This window comes from Marinitenerispora sediminis, assembly GCF_003336425.1.
In the GTDB taxonomy this organism is placed as follows: Bacteria; Actinomycetota; Actinomycetes; order Streptosporangiales; family Streptosporangiaceae; genus Marinitenerispora; species Marinitenerispora sediminis.
Window position 1 is genome coordinate 1 of record NZ_QEIO01000105.1, and the last position, 19,632, is coordinate 19,632.

The 19,632-nt window shown below is 73.4% G+C and carries 18 protein-coding genes, 3 tRNA genes and 1 pseudogene; 9 read left to right on the forward strand and 13 right to left on the reverse strand.

Annotated features, from left to right (window positions below):
• The 7 genes and pseudogenes from DEF28_RS18810 to DEF28_RS18840 form a co-directional block, all read right to left on the reverse strand.
• Nucleotides 1-1,686 (reverse strand): serine/threonine-protein kinase (locus DEF28_RS18810; protein WP_147281072.1); only part of this gene is annotated, 1,686 nt, incomplete at its 3' end.
• 280 nt (nucleotides 1,687-1,966) lie between these two features.
• Nucleotides 1,967-2,674: pseudogene (locus tag DEF28_RS18815) on the reverse strand (mycothiol transferase).
• Between the two features lie 70 nt (nucleotides 2,675-2,744).
• Nucleotides 2,745-5,075: a heavy metal translocating P-type ATPase gene (locus DEF28_RS18820; protein WP_114400143.1), complete on the reverse strand. Its 2,331-nt coding sequence runs from the start codon at nucleotides 5,073-5,075 to the stop codon at nucleotides 2,745-2,747.
• Between the two features lie 34 nt (nucleotides 5,076-5,109).
• Complete coding sequence (locus tag DEF28_RS18825) at nucleotides 5,110-6,048, reverse strand: hypothetical protein (RefSeq protein WP_114400144.1); 939 nt, start codon at nucleotides 6,046-6,048, stop codon at nucleotides 5,110-5,112.
• A 2-nt stretch (nucleotides 6,049-6,050) separates the two neighbouring features.
• Nucleotides 6,051-6,257, reverse strand: a complete 207-nt coding sequence (locus tag DEF28_RS18830; protein WP_114400152.1) for a heavy-metal-associated domain-containing protein — start codon at nucleotides 6,255-6,257, stop codon at nucleotides 6,051-6,053.
• A gap of 150 nt (nucleotides 6,258-6,407) precedes the next feature.
• Entirely contained in the window at nucleotides 6,408-6,791 is a 384-nt protein-coding gene (locus DEF28_RS18835; protein WP_114400145.1) for a DUF488 domain-containing protein, read from the reverse strand.
• A gap of 50 nt (nucleotides 6,792-6,841) precedes the next feature.
• Nucleotides 6,842-7,642, reverse strand: coding sequence for an ion transporter (locus DEF28_RS18840; protein ID WP_374058234.1), 801 nt, complete (start codon nucleotides 7,640-7,642; stop codon nucleotides 6,842-6,844).
• A gap of 477 nt (nucleotides 7,643-8,119) precedes the next feature.
• Between DEF28_RS18840 and DEF28_RS18845 the strand changes: the two genes are divergently transcribed.
• From DEF28_RS18845 to DEF28_RS28515, 4 genes are all read left to right on the forward strand, one after another.
• Nucleotides 8,120-8,356: a hypothetical protein gene (locus DEF28_RS18845; RefSeq protein WP_114400147.1), complete on the forward strand. Its 237-nt coding sequence runs from the start codon at nucleotides 8,120-8,122 to the stop codon at nucleotides 8,354-8,356.
• 65 nt (nucleotides 8,357-8,421) lie between these two features.
• A complete protein-coding gene (locus DEF28_RS18850) occupies nucleotides 8,422-8,757 on the forward strand; it encodes a YnfA family protein (protein WP_114400148.1) in 336 nt (111 codons plus the stop codon).
• 300 nt (nucleotides 8,758-9,057) lie between these two features.
• The gene (locus DEF28_RS18855) at nucleotides 9,058-9,243 is read left to right on the forward strand and encodes a hypothetical protein (protein ID WP_114446184.1); all 186 of its coding nucleotides are present in this window, start codon (nucleotides 9,058-9,060) and stop codon (nucleotides 9,241-9,243) included.
• 491 nt (nucleotides 9,244-9,734) lie between these two features.
• Nucleotides 9,735-9,965 (forward strand): serine protease family protein, encoded by a 231-nt coding sequence (locus tag DEF28_RS28515; RefSeq protein WP_233515397.1) that lies wholly within the window; start codon nucleotides 9,735-9,737, stop codon nucleotides 9,963-9,965.
• Nucleotides 9,966-10,155: 190 nt separating this feature from the next.
• Here DEF28_RS28515 and DEF28_RS18865 read toward each other — a convergent pair whose 3' ends face one another.
• Nucleotides 10,156-11,262, reverse strand: a complete 1,107-nt coding sequence (locus DEF28_RS18865) for a hypothetical protein (protein WP_147280236.1) — start codon at nucleotides 11,260-11,262, stop codon at nucleotides 10,156-10,158.
• Between the two features lie 238 nt (nucleotides 11,263-11,500).
• Here DEF28_RS18865 and DEF28_RS18870 point away from each other — a divergent pair, with 238 nt between their 5' ends.
• The gene (locus tag DEF28_RS18870) at nucleotides 11,501-11,908 is read left to right on the forward strand and encodes a tyrosine-type recombinase/integrase (RefSeq protein WP_233515398.1); all 408 of its coding nucleotides are present in this window, start codon (nucleotides 11,501-11,503) and stop codon (nucleotides 11,906-11,908) included.
• Between the two features lie 65 nt (nucleotides 11,909-11,973).
• Here the strand turns inward: DEF28_RS18870 and DEF28_RS18875 are convergent.
• From DEF28_RS18875 to DEF28_RS18890, 4 genes are all read right to left on the reverse strand, one after another.
• Nucleotides 11,974-12,047 (reverse strand) — tRNA-Phe (locus tag DEF28_RS18875).
• A gap of 24 nt (nucleotides 12,048-12,071) precedes the next feature.
• Nucleotides 12,072-12,146, reverse strand: a tRNA-Asp gene (locus tag DEF28_RS18880).
• A 111-nt stretch (nucleotides 12,147-12,257) separates the two neighbouring features.
• A tRNA-Glu gene (locus DEF28_RS18885) sits at nucleotides 12,258-12,330 on the reverse strand.
• A gap of 126 nt (nucleotides 12,331-12,456) precedes the next feature.
• Entirely contained in the window at nucleotides 12,457-14,007 is a 1,551-nt protein-coding gene (locus DEF28_RS18890; RefSeq protein ID WP_394340376.1) for a metallophosphoesterase family protein, read from the reverse strand.
• Between the two features lie 158 nt (nucleotides 14,008-14,165).
• On the opposite strand from DEF28_RS18890, the gene DEF28_RS18895 reads away from it, so the two are divergent.
• Nucleotides 14,166-14,510, forward strand: a complete 345-nt coding sequence (locus DEF28_RS18895) for a metallopeptidase family protein (RefSeq protein ID WP_114398492.1) — start codon at nucleotides 14,166-14,168, stop codon at nucleotides 14,508-14,510.
• Between the two features lie 226 nt (nucleotides 14,511-14,736).
• Nucleotides 14,737-16,113 carry an MFS transporter gene (locus DEF28_RS18900; RefSeq protein WP_233515399.1) on the forward strand — a complete coding sequence of 459 codons (1,377 nt, stop codon included), beginning with the start codon at nucleotides 14,737-14,739 and terminating at the stop codon, nucleotides 16,111-16,113.
• 191 nt (nucleotides 16,114-16,304) lie between these two features.
• Here the strand turns inward: DEF28_RS18900 and DEF28_RS18910 are convergent, their stop codons facing one another.
• Entirely contained in the window at nucleotides 16,305-16,565 is a 261-nt protein-coding gene (locus DEF28_RS18910) for a PspC domain-containing protein (RefSeq protein ID WP_114398490.1), read from the reverse strand.
• Nucleotides 16,566-16,802: 237 nt separating this feature from the next.
• Between DEF28_RS18910 and DEF28_RS18915 the strand changes: the two genes are divergently transcribed.
• Together DEF28_RS18915 and DEF28_RS18920 are read left to right on the forward strand one after the other, a co-directional pair.
• The gene (locus DEF28_RS18915) at nucleotides 16,803-17,984 is read left to right on the forward strand and encodes an oxygenase MpaB family protein (protein ID WP_114398489.1); all 1,182 of its coding nucleotides are present in this window, start codon (nucleotides 16,803-16,805) and stop codon (nucleotides 17,982-17,984) included.
• A gap of 443 nt (nucleotides 17,985-18,427) precedes the next feature.
• Nucleotides 18,428-19,240 (forward strand): hypothetical protein, encoded by an 813-nt coding sequence (locus tag DEF28_RS18920; RefSeq protein WP_199493394.1) that lies wholly within the window; start codon nucleotides 18,428-18,430, stop codon nucleotides 19,238-19,240.
• The last annotated feature ends 392 nt before the right edge of the window (nucleotides 19,241-19,632 follow it).

The window sequence follows — 19,632 nt, forward strand, 5'->3', positions numbered from 1 at the left end:
CGCGGGTTCGAAGGACCGGGTCATCTCGTCGAGCAGCGCCCGGTTCTCCTCCCAGTCCTCCTCCGTGGAGACGAGGAAGAGCGCGTACCCCTTCTCCTCGGTGTGGAACGCGCGGTTGACGGCGTGCCGCCGACCGCCGGAGCCGTCGAAGGTGAACTCCCAGTCGGCCGCGCTCACGTAGCGCTCCACGTACGGCTCGTCCAGGTCGGTGATCGACACCAGTTCGTAGCCGCCGAAGTTGCTGGAGATGGCGCCCTCCTGCTGCTCCCAGTCCTCGCGGGCGTCCTCGCCCGGGCTGTCCGTCTGGTCGATCTGCAGGTAGCCGCCGTCCGGGTTCATGAAGAACACCCCGCCGCTGCGCCGCTCCATCTCCCAGTCCTCGGGCACGTCCACCGCGAAGCCGGTCTCGTCCTCGTGCCGTACCATGCCCTCGCGCGGCCCGTCCGCCGCCTCCTCCTCGACCCGCGCGCCGTCCGCCGTGGCCGCCGTGTCCACCGGGGACTGCGACATGTCGGCCTGCGAGCCGGAGGGGGCGCTCGACTCCGACTGCGGCGCCGGCGCGTCGCCGGCCCCCGCCTGGGCGTCCGGTCGGCCGAGGTCGGCGAACCAGAGGGTGAGCGCGATCACCACGAGCAGCACGACCGCCGTGAGGGCGAGCAGCACGGTCAGCCGCCGGCCGCCCCGGTGGTGCGGCACCACGATGTGGTCCGGCTCCGCGAGCGGCGCGTGCGGCGCGGAGGCCGCCGGCGGCGCCGCCGGACCGGAGGTGCTCTCGAAGGGCGTGGTCGTGGTGCGCGTCGCCGCCGAGGCGCCCGGCGACGCGCCCGACCTCGCCGGCGACGGACCCATCCCGCCGCCCTCGGTGACGACCTCGTACAGCATGCTCCGCGCCTCCTCCAGGGACGCGCGGGTCTCCGGCTCCTTGTCCAGGATGGCCTGCAGGACGGGGAGCAGCGGGCCGGCGGAGCGCGGCGGCGGCACCTCCTCGGTCACGATGGCGGTGAGGGTGGCCATGGGCGTCGAACGCAGGAACGGCGGCGCGCCCTCGACGGCGGCGTACAGCGTGACGCCGAACGCCCACATGTCGGTCACCGGGGAGGCCGGTCGGCCGCGGGCCTGCTCCGGCGCCAGGTAGCTGGGCGAGCCGAGCAGGTTCCCGGTGCTGGTGAGGCTGCTGCTGCCCTCCAGCCGGGCGATGCCGAAGTCGGTCAGGACGGCGCGGTCGCCGGAGGCGATGAGCACGTTGCCCGGCTTGATGTCGCGGTGCACGATCCCACGCTCGTGGGCCACGGCCAGCCCCGCGATCATCTGCAGGCCGATCCGGGCCACCCGGAGCGGCGGCAGCGGGCCGCCCTGCTTGATCAACTCGCTGAGCGAGTTGCCGCGCACCAACTCCATGACGATCCACGGCCGGTCGTCGCTCTCCACCACGTCGAAGACGGTGATGATGGCCGGGTGGCTCAGCTGCGCCGCGCTGCGCGCCTCGCGCAGCATGCGGGTGCGCAGCACGTCGATCTCACGCTGCGGCAGGTGCGGTGAGATGGTGAGTTCCTTGATGGCGACGGGCCTGTCCAGGAGTTCGTCCGTGCCCTCCCAGACACGCCCCATGCCGCCCTCGCCGATCAGCCGGGACATCCGGTATCGCCCGGCCAGGAGATGATCGGGCGCAGACTGCTCAGTGCTCATTCGTGAGGATCCTCGGTAGGGAGGCGAACGCTCGCGAAATCGCGGCGCCACTCTGGGGAGTGTAAAAGCCCCCAAGGTCCCCCAAGCGACACAGTCCGTTGACCGGCCGCCCATTGGCGCCGGCCCCTCTCCGTTCCCGCCCGCGCTGAGCTGGTGCGACACCGCCGCCCGCGGCGATCCCCGTGTCCGGAATGCCGGTTGCGCTACGTCCGCAAGTTCACCGCGTCGCGGGCCGCGCGGGCCGCGACGCGCTCCGGGTCGGCGCGCCGACCCGTCGGCCTCACCCCCGGGCCCCGGCGGTGATGTCCGCCATCAGGGTCGCGGTGGTGTTCGCACCGTCCAGGGACTCCCGGATGATGTCGGCGTGGCCGGCGTGCTGGGCGGTCTCCCGGAGCACGTGCAGCAGGATACGGCGGGCCGACTAGGCGGCGCCGGGCGGGAACCACGGGGCCGCGGGAAGCGGGCGGAGGACGTCCAGTCCCGGCAGCGCGGCCACAGCGGCCTTCGTCGCGCGCGCGACCTCGGCGTAGCGCTCGACCCACCCGGCCAGGGTCTCCCCCCTGCCCAGGCAGAGGTCCTCCCGGCCCTCCCCGAGCTGTGCGGCCCCCTCCTGGCCGGCCAGCAGCCGCACCCAGCCCTGTTCGGTCAGGGCGACGTGCTTGAGCAGCGCGCCGAGGGTCAGCTCGCTCACGGTGGTACGCCGGGCGGCGTCGGCGTCACCGATCCCCCGGACCGTGATGAGCAGGGCGTTCCGCTGCTCGGCAAGGAGGGTGAGGATCTCGGCGCGCTCGTCCGCCGGCGTGCTCGTTTCGGTGATGGCCACGGGGCTGCCCTTCTCTCGGTCCGACACGGGCGACGCTACGCGGCATCGCGGACGGCTCCGGTCCGCGATCACCGCGGACCCGGGCCGGTTCCGACCGCCGCGGCCGCGGCGGTCGGGCGGGCGCCGGGGCCCGTCTGGTGGCGAGAGTCCACGCGCGACGGCCATCCCCGCGGCCGAAGAGCCGGAACGGGCCGGGAGGTATGCCTCCCGGCCCGTTCCGGCCCGTGCGGCCGCCTCACCTCGTCCGGGCGGGCTCCTGGTCCGGTGTCCGGCGCGGCGCGGGCGGCTGCTCGGAGGCAGCGGTGTCCGCGAGCGCCCTGAACCCGCGCAGCCGCAGGCTGTTGCTCACCACGAAGACACTGGAGAACGCCATCGCGGCCCCCGCGATCATCGGGTTCAGCAGGCCGGCCGCCGCCAGCGGGAGGGCCGCCACGTTGTAGGCGAACGCCCAGAACAGGTTGCCCTTGATGGTGGCGAAGGTGCGGCGCGACAGCCGGATGGCGTCGGCCGCGGCGCGGAGGTCGCCGCGGACGAGCGTGAGGTCCCCCGCCTCGATGGCGACATCGGTGCCGGTGCCCATGGCGAGGCCCAGGTCCGCCTGGGCGAGCGCGGCGGCGTCGTTCACCCCGTCGCCCACCATGGCCACGGTCCGCCCCTCGGACTGCAGCCGCCGGACGACGTCCACCTTGTCCTGGGGCAGCACCTCCGCGATCACCTCGTCGATGCCCACCTCGGCGGCCACGGTGCGCGCGACGTCGCGGTTGTCGCCGGTGAGCAGGACCGGGGTCAGCCCGAGGTCGCGGAACATCCGGACCGCCTCCGCGCTGGTCGGCTTGACCGCGTCGGCGACCACCAGCACGGCGCGCACGCGGCCGTCCCACCCGGCGAGCACGGCCGTGCGCCCGCGTCCCTCGGCCGCCGCCTTCGCCTCAGCGAGTTCGGCGGCCGGCTCGGGGAAGACCTCGGCGAGCAGCGCGGCCCGGCCCACGTGCACGTCGCGCCCCTCGACGGTGCCGCGCACCCCGCGGCCGTCGAGGGAGCGGAAGTCGGCCACCGGCGGCAGCCCGCCGACCCGCCGCGCGGCCTCCTCGGCGACGGCCTGCGCGATGGGGTGCTCCGAGGCGTGTTCCACCGCACCCACCAGGCGCAGCGCCTCGGCGGGGTCCTCGCCGTCGGCGACGACGACGTCGAGCAGCGTCATCCGGCCGGTGGTGACGGTACCGGTCTTGTCCAGGACGATGGTGTCGATGCGCCGGGTGCTCTCCAGGACCTCCGGCCCCTTGATGAGGATGCCGAGCTGGGCACCGCGGCCGGTGCCGACCAGCAGCGCGGTCGGCGTGGCCAGCCCCAGCGTGCACGGGCAGGCGATGATGAGCACGGCCACCGCCGCGGTGAACGCCGCGTCGACCGACCCGCCGGTCCCCAGCCAGAAGCCCAGGGTGACCGCGGCCAGCGCGATGACGATGGGGACGAAGACCCCGGAGACCCGGTCGGCGAGCCGCTGGATCTCCGCCTTGCCGCTCTGCGCCTCCTCGACCAACCGCGCCATCTGCGCCAGCTGGGTGTCGGCGCCGACCCGGGTGGCCCGCACCACGAGCCGCCCGCCCGCGTTCACCGTGGCCCCGGCCACCGCGGCGCCCGGTCCGACCTCCACCGGGACGGACTCGCCGGTGAGCATGCTCATGTCGACCGCGGAGCTGCCCTCCTCGATGACGCCGTCCGTGGCGATCTTCTCTCCGGGGCGGACGACGAACCGGTCACCGACCCGCAGCCGGGCGATCGGCACCCGCTCCTCGCGGCCGTCGCGGAGCACCTGGACGTCCTTGGCGCCGAGCTCCAGCAGCGCGCGCAGCGCGGCGCCCGCGCGGCGCTTGGAGCGCGCCTCGAAGTACCGGCCGGCCAGGAGGAACATCGTGACGCCGGCCGCCACCTCCAGGTAGATGTTGGCCGAACCGTCGGTGGGCGCGATGGTGAGCGCGAACGGGTGGGTCATCCCGGGTTCCCCGGCCGAGCCGAGGAACAGCGCGTACAGCGACCACGCGAACGCCGCGACGGTGCCCATCGAGATCAGGGTGTCCATCGTGGCCGCGCCGAGCCGCAGGTTCTTCCAGGCGGCGACGTGGAACGGCAGCGCGCCCCACACGATGACCGGCGCGGCCAGCGCCAGCGAGGCCCACTGCCAGTAGGTGAACTGCAGTGCCGGGACCATCGCCATCAGGATCACCGGTACCGAGAGCAGCGTGCTCACGACGAGCCGGGTGCGCAGCGCGCGGGTGGGGTCGGGCTCGGAGCCGGGGCCGCCAGCGGGCTCCGCGGCCGGCTCCGGCTCCGGGAGCCGGGCCGTGTAGCCCGCCTTCTCCACGACACCGATCAGGTCCTGGGGCGCGATGTCGAGCGGGAAGCGCACCCGCGCCTTCTCGGTCGCGTAGTTGACGGTGGCGGTGACGCCGTCGAGCCGGTTGAGCCGCTTCTCGATACGCGCGGCGCACGAGGCGCAGGTCATCCCGCCGATGGCCAGTTCCACCAGGCCGTCGGATTCCGGTACTCCGTCGCGGGTGCCGTCCATGGTCTCTCTCACTTCCTCGCAGGATACGCGCTGGTCAGTGCCCGTGGCCGGTGCCACCGGAGCCGGGTGCGGGCGCGGGCTCCCCGTCTCCGGCCGCCGTCACGGTGAACTCGGCGGTGCGGACCTCGCCGTCGTGCCTGAAGTCGAGGTAGAGCCGGTAGGTGCCGGCGGAGGGGACCTCCGCGGCGAAGCCGATCTCCGGGCCGGACGGGGTGGCGCCGTCCCCGGGCTCGCCCTCGGGGTGGACGTGCAGGAAGCCGAGGTCGCCGTCGCGCAGGGCGACGAGGTGGCCGTAGGCGGCGAGGTAGGGCTGCAGGTCGGTGACGGGCGTCCCGGATTCCGCCTCGCGGACCGTGAAGGCCAGTTCGCTGGTGGTGCCGGGCACGAGGCCGCCGGCCAGTTCGACGGTGTAGCCGTCGACCTCGGCGGTCCGGGACTCCTCGGGCAGCGGCCGGGGCCGGTACTCGCCCGGCACGGCGATGTCGGCGCCGAGCGTGGTGCCGGTGCCGCCGTCGGGGACGAAGTCGGCGAACATCCGGTACGGCCCGGGCTCCGCCAGCTCCAGCGGGACGCTCCAGGTGCCGTCCTCGGCCATCTCGGGGTGCAGGTGCTGGTAGCCGCCGAGGTCGCGGGCCGCCACGATCAGGTGCATGCGCTTCTCGTGGGAGCCGGCGAAGTCGGTGACCGGCGCGCCGTCCGGGCCGAGGACACGGAACACCAGGTCCGCCCGCTCGCCGGCCTCCTCGGGGGCGTCTACCGGGTCGAGCGTGTAGCCGTCAGCCGAGATCCGCAGGCCGGCCGGCACGTCCGCGTCGACCGGATACCCCCCGGGGGTCTCCTCGGGTGCGGCGGCGTGGTCGGGGGCCGCGCTCGCCGGCGCGACGGGGCCGAGCCACCGGCCGGCCCCGAACGCACCCGTGAACGCCACCACGAGGCCGAGTCCGTAGACGGCCAGCTTCGCGGGCACGTTCATGGCTACCCCTTCACCGCGTAACCGGCCTCTTCGACGGCCGCGCGCACGGCGGCGTCGTCGACGGCCGTCGAACTGGTGACGGTGAGGGCGCCGCTGGCGAGGTCGACCTCGACGCCGGTCACCCCGGGGACCTGGCCGACCTCCTCGCTGACCGAGCTGACGCAGTGTCCGCAGGTCATTCCCTCGACGGTGTAAACGGTGGTGGCCATCGCCTTCTCCTCACCCTCACGCACGGAACCGAGCCGGTCGGCTCGGACGGTGCCGGCGGGCGCTCCACCCGCCGACATCAACGAACATACCATACCCCCCTAGGGTATATCGAGGTCCGTACAGAGCCACCGCCCGCCGTGGGCGGCGGCTCAGCGCTCCGACACCCGCTCCCGCAGGTAGTCGGCGAGGACGACGGCGTTGTTGCGCCGCTCGTCGTGGGCCGCGTACAGCAGCGTCACCGGCCCCTCGGCGGCGGCCTGCTCCAGCGGTCGAAGATCCGGGGCGTGCTCGTCCAGCTCAGCCCGGTAGCGCCTCCGGAACTCGGGCCACCGCTCCGGGTCGTGCCCGAACCACGTGCGCAGCTCGCGACTGGGTGCGACACCCTTCAGCCAGTCGTCCACCCGCAGGTCCGCCTTGCGGACCCCGCGCGGCCACATCGCGTCGACCAGGTACACGCGGCCGCGCGGCGCGCCCTCCTTGACGGCGTCGTAGACGCGGCGGACGGTGATGTCCTTGTCATCCCCCATGGTCATCCCCCGTACGGGACCCTGCCCGGTGCGGCGGCGATGATGCGTGCGCCGCGTCAGCCCCGCCGCTCCGCCGCCAGGCCGGCCGCGCGCAGCTCGGCGACCTCGGCCCGCAGCTCGCGCAGCTCCCGCAGCACCTCGCGGGAGTCCGCCCCGAGCTCGCCGCGGTGGTCGCGGTGCTCGCCGGACTCGTGCTCCAGGGCCTCCACCGCGACGGCGATGAACAGGTTCAGCGCGATGAAGGTCGAGGCGAGGATGTAGCCGACGAAGAAGATCCAGGCCATCGGCTGCTCGTCCATGACCGTCTTGGCGATCTCCCCCCAGCTGTCGCCCGTCATGATCTGGAACAGCGTGAACAGGGAGGTCCAGACGTCCCCGAAGTGCTCGGGCGAGGTCACCCGGAACAGCTTGGTGGACATGACCGCCGAGACGTAGAGCAGCAGTGCCACGAGGAGGGCGATGGAGGCCATGCCGGGCAGCGCCTTGAGCAGGCCGGCCACGACGTGCCGCAGCGTCGGGATAACCGAGAGCAGCCGCAGGACGCGCAGCACCCGGAGCGTGCGCAGCACCGCGAACGGCCCGGACGCCGGCAGCAGCGCGATGCCGACGATCGCGAGGTCGAAGCAGCTCCACGGATCACGGAAGAACGCCCCGCGATGCGCGTAGATCCGCAGCGCGAGCTCCAGGACGAACACGCCGAGCACGCACAGGTCGATCCGGTGCAGCAGTTCGCCGTGGGCGGCCATCAGGCTGGGCGACGTCTCGACGCCCAGCAGGACGGCATTGACCAGGATGAGCGTAATGACGGACGTTTGAAACCACTGGGCTTCCACGATCGCCCGCGCATGGTCCCGCACGGTCAAGGGAGAACTCCACCCCGCTCTGTCCTGGTGCATATCAAGGCACGAAAAGCCTACTTGCGGACATCCCGTGCAATGACCGCGTTTCGGGCACGCAACAAAGGCGCCGATGGAACGGCGGAAAACCGGGGAAATGGCGGCCCATCCCGTCGCACCGGTCGCCCGTCCTCGTGCCAGGCGGCCGTCCGGCCACGGACACGCCAGGTCGCGCCTCGCACCGCCGCGGTTCCGCATCCGGAGGACGCCACCAGCCCGGCCGCCAGGGGGCCGGCGAAGCACGCCCGATTTGATGGGATTCACCCATTCAAATGGCTGAGTGCGGCGATTCAAAGGAACCGTCATGATCGGGCCCGATTTCCACATATGCGCCCCTGGAAAACCGGGCGGCGGCGCCTGCCAGCGGAGAATCGACCCGTCCCATCGCCGACCCGGAGCACCGTCGCTGGACTCTCGTCAATTGGGGTGTGATCGCATATGCGCAACACGAAGCGTTTCCTCGTCGGTGGCACGCTCGCCCTCCCGCTGGTTCTCGGACTGGCCGAGGCAGCCGCCGCCGAGACCGCCATCCGGTACCACAACAACACGTCCAAGGCGGTGTTCATCGAGTTCAAGGGCGGCTTCGTCACGAACCAGACGACCAGTCTCGACTTCTTCACCGACAAGGAGAAGCACGTGGTGCGGTCGCACCGCGGCCCGCACGGCAGCCGGTAGCGGGCGCGGCGGCGGACCCGGGGCGCCGTGCCCGCCGCCGCGGCGGTCGCCTAGGCTGCGACGACGTGACCGTCCTCAAATCCATCGTGCTCTTCGCCCTCGCCGCGCTCGCCGAGATCGGCGGCGCCTGGCTGGTGTGGCAGGGGGTCCGAGAGCAGCGCGGGCTGCTCTGGGCCGGTGCCGGCGTGATCGCGCTCGGCCTGTACGGCTTCGTCGCCACCCTGCAGCCCAACGCCGACTTCGGGCGCATCCTGGCCGCCTACGGCGGGGTGTTCGTCGCCGGCTCGCTGGCGTGGGCCATGGTGGTGGACGGCTTCCGCCCCGACCGCTTCGACGTCGTCGGGGCGCTCATCTGCCTGGTCGGGGTGGCCGTCATCATGTACGCCCCGCGCGGCGGCTGAGCCGCCGGCGGCATGTCCGGCCGCGGGACCCACCCACCCCGGTCGAGCGAGGGCGGCGGTGGACCGCGGTCGGCGCGGTCTGGGAGGCGTCCGCAGGGCCCTGCCGCGAACGGAGCGGCACATGGCCGCACGGGCGACCGACCCAGGCCCCGTGACCGGGGACGGCGGTCCTGGTTCGCGGCGGTCCGCGGGCAGACACTCGCGGCCGGCGGACGGAACCGCACCCCCCGGTCCGCCGTCGTAGGAGGAGGGCCCGGGGAGCACGTCTTGGGGCCGCAGGACGGGGAGCGGTGAAGAAGGATGGATCAGAAGAGCGGTATGGCGGTCGGCCTTCCCCTGGGCATCGCCATCGGCGTGGTGTTCGGCCTGTCGCTGGACAACATCGGGCTCGGGATCGCTCTCGGCACGGGGATCGGTATCGCTCTCGGGGTCACCTTCGGCACCGTTGGCAACCGCGGCAGGGAGGAGTCCCGCAGCGAGGAGTAGCCGACCCGGCGAAGGGCGCCCCGCGAAGGGCGCCGCACCGACGCAGACGGGCTTCTGGCACCGCACCGGGCAAGGCCGGTCCCTACCCCGGATCCCTTCGCACCCAGGGCACTGGAGGACCGCGACGCCGGCCTCGCCACCGGGCACCGCACTGCGGGGCCCGCGGAGCGGGAATTCACGATCTCCACGACTCAGCCGGCGCCGGCCCTGGAGGTCCCGTAACGCGCTCCGGACGCGTCCACCGGCGGCACCCTGGCGACTGCCCGCAGGACGCCCTCGACGCGGGCCTTCCGCCCCCGCCCCATCCCGGAAAGCGTGGGGCGCGACCCACTTCCCCCCACGCACCATCCGGACACCGCGGCGCGGTCACTGCGTCGAGACGACTCCAGTCATGGACCACGGGCCCCTGCTCTTCGCTCTGGGGCCGTCACCCAAAGCGGAACCGGCGGCCGGGACCGCCCGAAGTGATGCTAGCCATGGGGAGACGAGGGGTGTCTCTTAAAGTCGCTTCACCTCTGGTTGGACACGCGCAGATTCACCTGTGCCCCGACTTCACCTGTACCCCGACGCTTATCGGCTGGGAGCGCAAGCCGGAGATCCTGCAGCAGCTCGACACCGAGACCGTGCCCGATGACCGGTGCGCGGAGCTCGACGGCGACCTGTGCTCCGGACACCCCACCGACGAGGCGCAGGTCTGCTCGACCGACTCCGGCGGCCCCTGATCCGTGGCGGGGAGGACGACTGGGAGCTGGTCGGCTTGACCAGCCGCGACGGCGACTACGGCGAGAACGTGGCCTGCGTATGCCCGTGGGTCTTCACCGAAGCGGCCAAGCACGGCGACTGGGTCGCCAGCACGGTGGGAAAGTAGCCCGTCGACCCCGACAGCGCCCCGGCGCACAGGCGCCGGGGCGCTCAGCCCCGGGCCGCCTCGCCTGCGGGGCCGTCCGCGGCGTGCAGCGCCCGGATCAGCCGCTCCGGGTGGCGCGCGGGGACGAGTAGCGTCTCCCCGTGCCTGGTGGGCACCAGCACCGGACGCCACCGTGCGGGCGTGGACGACCACGCCGGACGGCCGCCCATGGGCACTGGGGTCCCGTCCCGCACGGCCCGCGCGAGCCCGTCGGTTCCGGCGGCCCCCGCAACCAGCTCGGCCAGGGGGACGGTGTGCCGACCCACGCGCAGCGTGTGCCCGGTCAGCCGGATCCGGTTGTAGCGGAACTTGAGGAAGGGCTCGACGAGCAGGGGGAGGACGAAGAGGACGAAGAAGAGCACGGACAGGAGGAGGGCTCCCCCTGTGGCGTCGCCGGAGTCGGCCGTCAGCCACATGGCGGCCATGGCGGCGGCGTAGGTGCCCAGGACGGTCAGCGTCCACGCCTTGGGGGCGCGTTCCCGGTACACGGTGCGGCCCGACTCGCGGACGGCCAGCCGGGCGAACACGTCCTCGGGCCGTGGCCCGAGGTGCGCTACGGGGGCTCCGCCGGACCTGGTGGTGTCGGGCAGGTCCTCGACACCGACCAGGACCAGCAGGCCCGCCAGCACCCACCGGCCCGTCCTGCTCCGCGGCACCGGGCCCGCCGGGCGCACGGCCGCGTAGACGGCCGACACCGGCACCAGGGAGGCCGACAGGAGCAAGGTCAGCCCGAGCGCGGCGTCGGGGTCGGTGACCGCCCGGAACACCCCGTACACGGCCGTCTGCGCCAGCGCGGACAGCAGGAGCGCCCACAGCACACGGTGCCCGCCGAGCCGCCCGCCGATCCAGCGTCCGAGCGCGCACAGCGGTTTGACCAGCAGCCACAGCAGGACGGGGCCCGCCGCCAGCCCCAGCGCGGACAGCAGGAACGCCTGCCCCGGCGAGGTGCCGCCCAGGGGCCCGACGGTCGCCCCCAGTACGAGGAGTCCGCCGAGCGGGAGCATGACCAGCGCGTGGACCGCCAGGGCCACCAGGCCGCGTACCCGCACCAGGCGCCCGCCCGCGCCCGACCTCCCCGGCCCCGCACCTCTGCCGTCGGTCATCGTCTCCACGTCCCGCCTCCTCACTTCCACGCCCGCCGGTTCGGCGGGCGGCCTCCCCGCGCCGCGCGTGCGGCGCGCGAAGGGGATGACGAAGGTATCGGATACCCGCGGAGGCGCCGTGGTTCTGCCCCTCGCAGAAGCCCCACCACCGGCTTCCCGCTCCGCGGGTCCCGGTCTTCTAGGCTCGGGGGAAGGCCGTCGCGCCGAACCGTGGAGACCCCAACGCGTCGGTGGGAAGCTCCGCCTCGTGCCGCCGAAAACCGAGGACTCCTCGCGCACGGTCCCCCTGCCGGGTCTCTGCGTGGAAGCACTACGGGAGCACCGGAGGCGTCAGTTCGCCGAGCGCTCGGACGCCTGGCCGGACTGGGAGGAACACGGGCTCGTGTTCCCGTCGAAGCGTGGCACTCCCCTGGAGCCGGACAACCTGCGGCGGAGCTGGGAACCGCTGCGGCGGAAGGCGGGCCTCGACGGCGTCCGCTTCCACGATCTCCGGCACACCTGCGTGACGCTGCTACTGAACCTCGAAGTACCGCCCCAGGTAGTGCGGGACATCGTGGGCCACAGCGATATCGGCGTGACGATGACGATCTACGCGCACGCGTCACTTGGTGAGAAGCGGCGGGCGCTCGGGAAGCTCGGGGACGCTCTCGGCTGAGGCCGTTGCTGTCAAGAAAGCCCGGAACCATTACGGCTCCGGGTTTTTTCACTGTTCAGAATGGGTGGCCAGGGGCGGGGTCGAACCGCCGACCTTCCGCTTTTCAGGCGGACGCTCGTACCGACTGAGCTACCTGGCCCCGCGCACCATCTGGTGTAGCGAGCGGTCCTGACGGGATTTGAACCCGCGGCCTCCACCTTGACAGGGTGGCGAGCACTCCAAACTGCTCCACAGGACCTTGTTCTGTTGTGCGTTTCGCGATGTTCCCGATCTTACCGGGTCTTTCGCGTTCCCGCGCTCCGTGTCCTCTATTCTGCCAGACCTTCAGCAGTGCTTTGGACGGAGCCCGTACCCCCAACGGGATTCGAACCCGCGTTACCGCCTTGAAAGGGCGGCGTCCTAGGCCACTAGACGATGGGGGCCTCGACGACGAACGAGTCGTCTTTTTCCCGCTTCGTCTGCCGTCGGGGACGGGTCAAGCATAGGGGAGATTCGCACCGACTGCCAAAGCGTTTCGACACGCCGTCCTACCAGGGGCCGCGCGCGTGTCACGGGCTCGGGGAGCGGGACTCCGGCGGTGGGGCGGTGGCGCCGGAGGGCGACGTGGCCGGGGTGGGCGGCGGCGACGCGGGGGTGAGCGCTCGGTCGGGGTCCGCCTCGATGTGCCGCTCGATCTGGGCCGAGGTCAGGCCGAGGCCGCCCAGGGTGACGTCGTCCCACGCCTGCAGGCGCCGGCTCTCGGGGTCGAAGTAGAGCACGGACGCCGCGTAGGGCGTGGGCCGGTCGGCGCCCGGGTCGAGGCCGCGCAGGCCCGCGCCGCCGGTGGAGCCCTGGACGAAGAACCGGGTCCCGGTGTCGTCGAGCCGGGTCCAGCGCCGGTGCCCGTGGCCCGAGAGCACCAGCGGCACCTCGCCGCTGAACGCCTGCGCCTGCAGCGGGTCGTGCAGGATCGCCACGTCGACCGGCGGGTCGGCCTCGGCGACCGACGCCGCCTGCCCGGCGCCGATCGCCGCGACCGCCGCGTCGTCGGGGTTCTCCCGGGCGCGGTCGGGCGTGAACCGGGGGTCGCCGGCGCCGTAGAAGCGCAGGCCCCCGACCTCCGCGATCTCGTCGTCGAGCACCACCGCGTTGGGCTGGTCCTGCACGGCGCGCTGGGTGCCCATGGAGTCGTGGTTGCCGCGGATCCAGACGTAGGGGACGTCGAGCCGGGCGATCTCGTCGGCGAAGGCGTCCTCCGCGGCGCTGCCCCGGTCGGTGAGGTCGCCCGAGTCGACGATGAGGTCCACCTGGAACTGCTCGCTGAGCGACCGGATGACGTTCCACGCGGCCGGGTTGAGGTGGATGTCGGAGACGTGCAGCACCCGGATGGTGGTGTCGTCCTCGTCGTACACCGGCAGCGTCGAGGTGGCCTCGTAGAGCCGTGAGACGTTGCCCACAAGTGTGGCGAGCTGCGCCCGGTACTCGGAGAAGCGGTTGACCACGTCCTCGGCGCTGCCGACGACCTGCGGGGCGCCGGCCAGCAGGCCCGTGTAGCGCGGCTCGGAGATGGCGTTGGGGTTGAAGGTGCCGACCGTGCCGGTGCCCGCCGCGGCGAGGAGCCCGAGCGCCGTCAGCGCGCTCCAGCCGGCCCGCCGCCATGAGCGGAACAGCACCAGCCCGGCGATCCCGGCCCCCGCGACCGCGACCACCGCCGCCCGCACGAAGAGGTGGATGACCCCGCGCCGCACGTCGGCCCCGATGCTGTCGGCGAGCCGGTTGATGGCGTCGGGGTTCTCGAACAGCTCCTGGGCGGCGGCCAGCCGGATCTCCGAGATCGTCGCCTCGAACCTCAGCGGGGCCACGTGCGTGTCGAAGCCGAGCTTGCCGAGGGGCGCCACGTTGACCACGGTCTCCCCGCGCCAGGACGGGGCCACGCTGAGGTTCACGTCCGCCGGCCCCACGGGGGTCATCACCTGCCCGCCGAGCGCGAGGCCGAGCCAGCCGCCCAGCAGTGCCGCGGCGAGCACCGCGGCGGCCCGCCAGGCGCGACCGCGCCGGACCCGGGCGAGTCCGGCCGCGAGGACGCGCGGCCGCGACCAGCGTCGCGCGGACTCGTACAGCGACCGCGGTGTGGACCTCAACCGAGCGAACACTCCCCCATCATCCCCCTCGGCCGCGTTCGCGACGCGGTCACTCGGTCCCGGCGCGTCAGCGGGGGAGGGCCCGCTCCGCCGCGCCCGGGTGGCCGCACGCCCCGCTCTGCCGCAGAATGTGAGGCGTGGTCGAACTAACTCGTGCCCAGTTCGAGGAACTCGTAGCCGACGCATTGGACACCATCCCCGAGGAGCTGGCGCGATACATCGACAACGTCGTGATCACCGTGCAGGACGAGTCTCCCGAACCGGGGCTGCTCGGGCTGTACGAGGGGATCCCGCTCACCGAGCGCGGCGATGGCTACGCGGGCGTGCTGCCGGACCAGATCTTCATCTACCAGCGGGCGATCTGCGCCGAATGCGACACCCCGGAACAGGTGGTTGCGGAAGTCCGGATCACCGTCATCCACGAACTCGCACATCATTTCGGTATCGATGACGACCGCCTCGCGGAGCTCGGCTGGGCGTGACCATGCGTCACAGCCGCGGTATGGGCCGGGATTGTTCCGGATTGACCGCCCGAGGCCGCACCTGACGGCCACTCCGCGCACCCCATAAGCCACGGAGACCCCACTCGTCGACGATTCCGGCATCGACCGCGTCGATCGAGCTGCGCGGCACCGCCCTCGCCGGGAACGGTATGTTACGCACCAGCGACCGAGAGTCACTCAGTGCGAATGATCAAGGAGTCGCCGGGTGGGTAATCCGCGCACGGGCAACCGCGAGTTCGACGTCCCCGAGCACAGCGCGCCTTCCCATCCGCCTGCCGGCTCCCGCCCGCCCCCCGCCGGCTCCGGGGGCACCGCCCCGGATCCGCCGCCCGGCGGCGACTGGCGGCGCGGCTACCGCGAGGTGATGGCGGTCCGCGAGTTCCGGGCCATCTGGGTGGCGCACGCGCTCTCGATGAGCGGCGGCTACCTGCTCTCCATCGCCGTCTCGGCGCTGGTCTACGACCGCACCGGGTCCGCGCTCGCCACCGGTCTCACCATGGCCCTGACCTTCCTGCCGCAGATCGTCGGCGGCCCGCTGCTCTCGGGGCTGGCCGACCTCTTCCCGCGCCGCCGGGTCATCGTGGTCAGCGAGGTGGCGCGCGGGCTGCTGGTGGCGAGCATCGGCATCCCGGGACTGCCCATCCCGGTCATCTGGGTGCTGCTCTTCTGCTCGATCCTGCCGACGGTGCCGTTCAGCGCGGCGCGCGCGGCGCTCATGACCGACATCGTGCAGGGCGAGCGCTACGTCGCAGGGTCGGCGATCATCAACATCACCTCGCAGGTGGGCACGCTGATCGGCCTCGTGGCCGGCGGGGCCCTGGTGGCGCTGCTCGACCCGCACGCCACGGTGCTGATCGACGGCCTGGCGTTCCTGCTCTCGGCGCTGGTCATCGCGGTCGGCGTGCGGGCGCGCCCCGCGCCCATCACGGAGGGAGGCGGCGCCCGGCGGCCCAGCCTGTGGACGCTCACGCGTGAGGGCACGCTGCTCGTCTTCCGCGACTCCCGGCTGCGTTCCCTCGCCCTGTTCGGCTGGCTGGCCGGCTTCTACATGGTCCCCTACGGGCTCGCCAACCCCCTGGCGTCCGAGGTCGGCGGCGGGGCCGCGGCGGCCGGCCTCATCATGGCCGGCCCCTCGATAGGCGCGGTGCTCGGCGGCCTGGTGCTGACCCGGCTGGTCTCCCCCGGACCGCGCGTCCGGCTCGTCGGACTGCTGGCCGTCGCGGCATCTCTGCCGCTGCTGGCCTGGGTGCTGCATCCGCCGCTGTGGGCCATGGTCGCGCTGCTGGCCCTGTCCGGCATGTGTTCGTCGTACCAGTTCGTGGCCAATGCCGCGTTCATGCTGTGCGTGCCGTCCGACGGCCGGGGACTGGCGTTCGGACTGGTCGCCGCGGGCCTGCAGGCGGCCCAGGGGACCGGCATCGTGCTCGCCAGCCTGGCGGCCGAGTTCGTCGACAAGTACGCCGTCGTCACCGTCGCGGGCGCGCTCGGCGCGGTGGCGGCGGTGGCGCTGGCCGTCCCCTGGTCCCGGCTCGCCCCCGAGACGCTCCGGGGCATGGAGGGCGCCGGCTCAGCGGCGGGGTGACTCCGCCCGGAGTCCGGCGTGCGCTCCGGCCGCGGCGCTGTCGGACCGGCGGACCGGTTCCCGGTGCGCCCGGTGCCCGGCGCGTCCCGCGGCCGGCTCGGTACGAGGGGTGCGCCGGTCGGGGTCGGCGCCGCGGAAGAGATCCCCGGGGATCCGGCGGATCCGCCCCGACCGGGCGCGCAGTGTCCAGCTCACAGGTTCGACTTCTTCCCCTGGAAGGTGCGGATGATGTGCTCCAGGACGGAGGACCCGGCTCCCTCCTCGGGCATCACCAGCCAGGCGATGACGTAGAGGAGCACGCCGCTGCCGCCGAGCAGGGTGAAGATCGCGAAGGCGAGCCGCACCAGGTTGGCATCGACGCCCACGAACTCGCCGATCCCGCCGCAGACTCCGGTGATGAGGCGCTTGTCGGCGCTGCGTCGCAGCGACCTGCCGCCGAATTTCTGGTTCATGCCACTACCCTGCCCGATCCACGGGACGCCTCCCATCCGGAACGCCCCTGGCGCACCCCTGAAACGACCCTGAACCGCCGTCGCACCGCCGGCCCCGGGGCCGCCGCGCAGGTCGGCCGGGGACCGGCTCCGGGCCGCGCCGGTCCGGGGTACGCTCCCAGACCGGAGTGCCCGTCACCCGGGCCGCGCGCCCTCCGCGGCGGCCCCTTCCCGTCCCGCATCCCTCCGGAGGCAGGCATGCGCACCGCATCCCCGGCCACGATCCCGCCGCACCGCCTGGTCAACGCGGAGGAGGTGCGCGCCCGCCACGGCGACGCCGCGCTGCGGCTGGTAGCGGACGGGCTGCGCGCCGGCGACCCCGCGGCGGACGCGGTGATCGCGGAGCTCGACGCCCTCGGTGCCCCGGCGCGGCGCACCCTCCAGCAGGGGCTGCGCGACGGCCTCGCCAGCCTGGACTCCGCCCCGCCAGCGATCGCCGCCCTGCTCCGGGAGGTCGAGGCGCCGTCCCCCTGGGCGGACCCGGAGCTGCTCGCCCGCGGCGACACCGTCGGCATGTCGGTCTCGCCGTTCTGGAACACCATGGCGTTCGCGCTCGGCTCCCTCGTGCACACCTACAGCGCGCCCGGCCTGGCCCGGGTACTGGTCGGCACCGGCCGGCTCACCTCCGCCGCGGGCCGCCGCCTCGCCGAGACCGGCCTGTGGAAGGTGAACGCCTGCCTCCCCGGCGGCCTGTCCCGCGGCGCCCCCGGCTACCTCGACACGCTCCAGGTCCGCCTCCTGCACGCCCGGGTCCGCGCCGCAACCGCGCGCCGCGGCTGGGACACCGACACCTGGGGCGTCCCGGTCAACCAGATCGACACGGCCCGAACCTGGCTCGACTTCACCCTCATCCCGTTCCGGGCGCTCGCCAAGGTCGGCATCACCCTCACCGAGACGGAAGAGGCCGACCTCTACCGCTACTGGCACCACATCGCCCACCTGCTCGGCCTCGCCCCCGAGCTCCACGAGCACGTCCGCGACCACGTCACCGCGGAGTCACTGCTCGACCTGATCGACACCGCGAACGCGCCCCCGAACGACGACTCCCGCGCCCTGGTGAACGCACTCATCGACGTCACCACCGGCCCGGTCAGCGCCCGCCTCTCCCTCCCGGAGCCGGCGACCCGCACCATGCTGCACGCCCTGACCCGCCTGATGCAGGGCGACGAGATCGCCGACGCCCTGCACATCGAACAGGTCGACATCGCCCCGTTCCTCCCGCTCATCGCCATGGGCAACACCACGACCCTCCGATGGCAGCGCTTCACCCCCGAGTCCTGGCACACCGCCGTGGCGGAGCACACCCGGGCCCGGCAGGCCGAGTACAGCCGCGTCGCCGACGCCGAGTACCGCACCCACGTCTCCCCGGACGGCGCGTAACCCTCCCCACCCGCACCGGAGCCGGGCCGGCCGCCGTGCGAGGACCACCGCCCATCCCTGCCCGGCCCCGATGCCCACGGCGGCCAGCCCCCGGCCGCCGCCCCGGCGCCAGGGCACGGCACGTGGGACCGGTGTGGCGCAGCCGGGTGATCGCTACTGGTTCCCGGGCCGTTAACCGCCTGGCCGGGCTCGCCCTCTACGGTGCACGAATGGAGAACGACAGGAGATCGCACACTGCCACCTGGTCGCGCCGGACCGTGCTCGGGGGCGTTGCCGGCGCCGTAGGGGTGGTCGCTCTGGGCGGCTCGGCATGGGCCTCGCCACGGCCGCGCCCGCTCCGCGTACTGGTCGCGACGAACGAGCCGTGGGGGACGTATCACGTCCGGCCGCTCCTGGCCGAGGCCGCGCGGCGCGGCGCTCGGCTGACGCAACTGGTTCCGGACATGTCACAGATCGCGCCGAACGACCCGGTGCCGGTGGCGACTCCCGCCGACGCGCCGCCCGCCGACCTGCTCGTGGTGACCGGCGCGGGCGACTGGCCGCTGCAGTGCGCCGCGCGTTTCCGGCGGCTGCCGGTGGTCGCCAGCTCGCTGGCCTACCTCGGACCCGGGGAGGCCGCCGGAGCCCGGCAGCTCCGAGGACGGCTGCGCGTCATCACCTCGTCGTCTCCGGCGGAGGGGCGCGCGTTCGCCGGCTACCTCGGAACCCGGCGTCCCGTACGCGTCGTCGGCTCGCCGCAGACCGACACGCTGCCGGCGCGCAGGCCGGAGCCGGGGTTGGTGCTGGTCGTCACCAGCGTGACCCACCCTGACGGAACCGGTGGCGCGGCGCCCGGCACGGAGCTGCTGCTGGCGTCCACGGAGCGGCTGCGGGCGGCGGGGAAGTCGATCCTGGTCGGCCTGCACCCCCGAGAGGACAGCAGCCTCTGGGAGCAGTACGAGATCAGCTCGGTGCCGACGCTGGAGGCCTCAGCGCGCGCCGAGGCGGCTGTCGGGATCCCCGGTACGGTCTTCCCGATGGTCACCGCTGTCGGCACCCCGGTGGTCGGGTGCGTCGACCCCGCGCTGACCGTGCCCGACCACCTGCTCGCGGTGTGCTCGTCCACGATCGATGACGCCGCGGAGGCGGTACCGGCGATCGAGGCGGCGCGGCTTCCGGACGCGGCCACACTGGCCGACACCGTCGGCCCGATCGGCGGTTCGGCGGGGCGGCTGCTGGACGTCTGGGCCCACGCGGCACACGGGCGGGCTGGCTAGAGCCCGCGGTCCCGCCCCACCGCCCCTCCGGGCGGTTGAACCAGCTGGGCCTCTCACGGCGCGAGGCCGCCTTCCATCTCTGATGAACAAGCAGCGCGGTGGCCAGGCACTCTGCGGCGGCTACCTGGATTCGACTCCCGCCGCCGCCGTCACGGGCCCCGGAAACGCCGCCCACTCATGGACGGGGGTCCCAGGTCGTCCAGGGCCAGCGCGTCCGAGGACCGGGGTCCACCACTGACAGCGCGGGCGGCGCCCGCTTCTGGTTCCCGGCGGGCCGGGACCTTCCGCAGCGGCTCCCCCATGACCGGACGGCCGAGGCGCCCGGTGACGGCGACGCGCAGGGGCGGACGCTTCGGTTGATCTGCCCTCCATCGCAGAGGGGCGGGAGGGTC

Bases quoted from the DNA above. Each gene is read 5' to 3' on its own strand.
- DEF28_RS18855 (WP_114446184.1), top strand. From the start codon at position 9,058: ATGGATCAGAAGAGCGGTATGGCGGTCGGCCTTCCCCTGGGCATCGCC.
- DEF28_RS18845 (WP_114400147.1), top strand. From the start codon at position 8,120: ATGCGCAACACGAAGCGTTTCCTCGTCGGTGGCACGCTCGCCCTCCCG.
- DEF28_RS18830 (WP_114400152.1), bottom strand. From the start codon at position 6,257: ATGGCCACCACCGTTTACACCGTCGAGGGAATGACCTGCGGACACTGC.
- DEF28_RS18920 (WP_199493394.1), top strand. From the start codon at position 18,428: ATGTCACAGATCGCGCCGAACGACCCGGTGCCGGTGGCGACTCCCGCC.
- DEF28_RS18825 (WP_114400144.1), bottom strand. From the start codon at position 6,048: ATGAACGTGCCCGCGAAGCTGGCCGTCTACGGACTCGGCCTCGTGGTG.
- DEF28_RS18835 (WP_114400145.1), bottom strand. From the start codon at position 6,791: ATGACCATGGGGGATGACAAGGACATCACCGTCCGCCGCGTCTACGAC.
- DEF28_RS18915 (WP_114398489.1), top strand. From the start codon at position 16,803: ATGCGCACCGCATCCCCGGCCACGATCCCGCCGCACCGCCTGGTCAAC.
- DEF28_RS18910 (WP_114398490.1), bottom strand. From the start codon at position 16,565: ATGAACCAGAAATTCGGCGGCAGGTCGCTGCGACGCAGCGCCGACAAG.
- DEF28_RS18820 (WP_114400143.1), bottom strand. From the start codon at position 5,075: ATGGACGGCACCCGCGACGGAGTACCGGAATCCGACGGCCTGGTGGAA.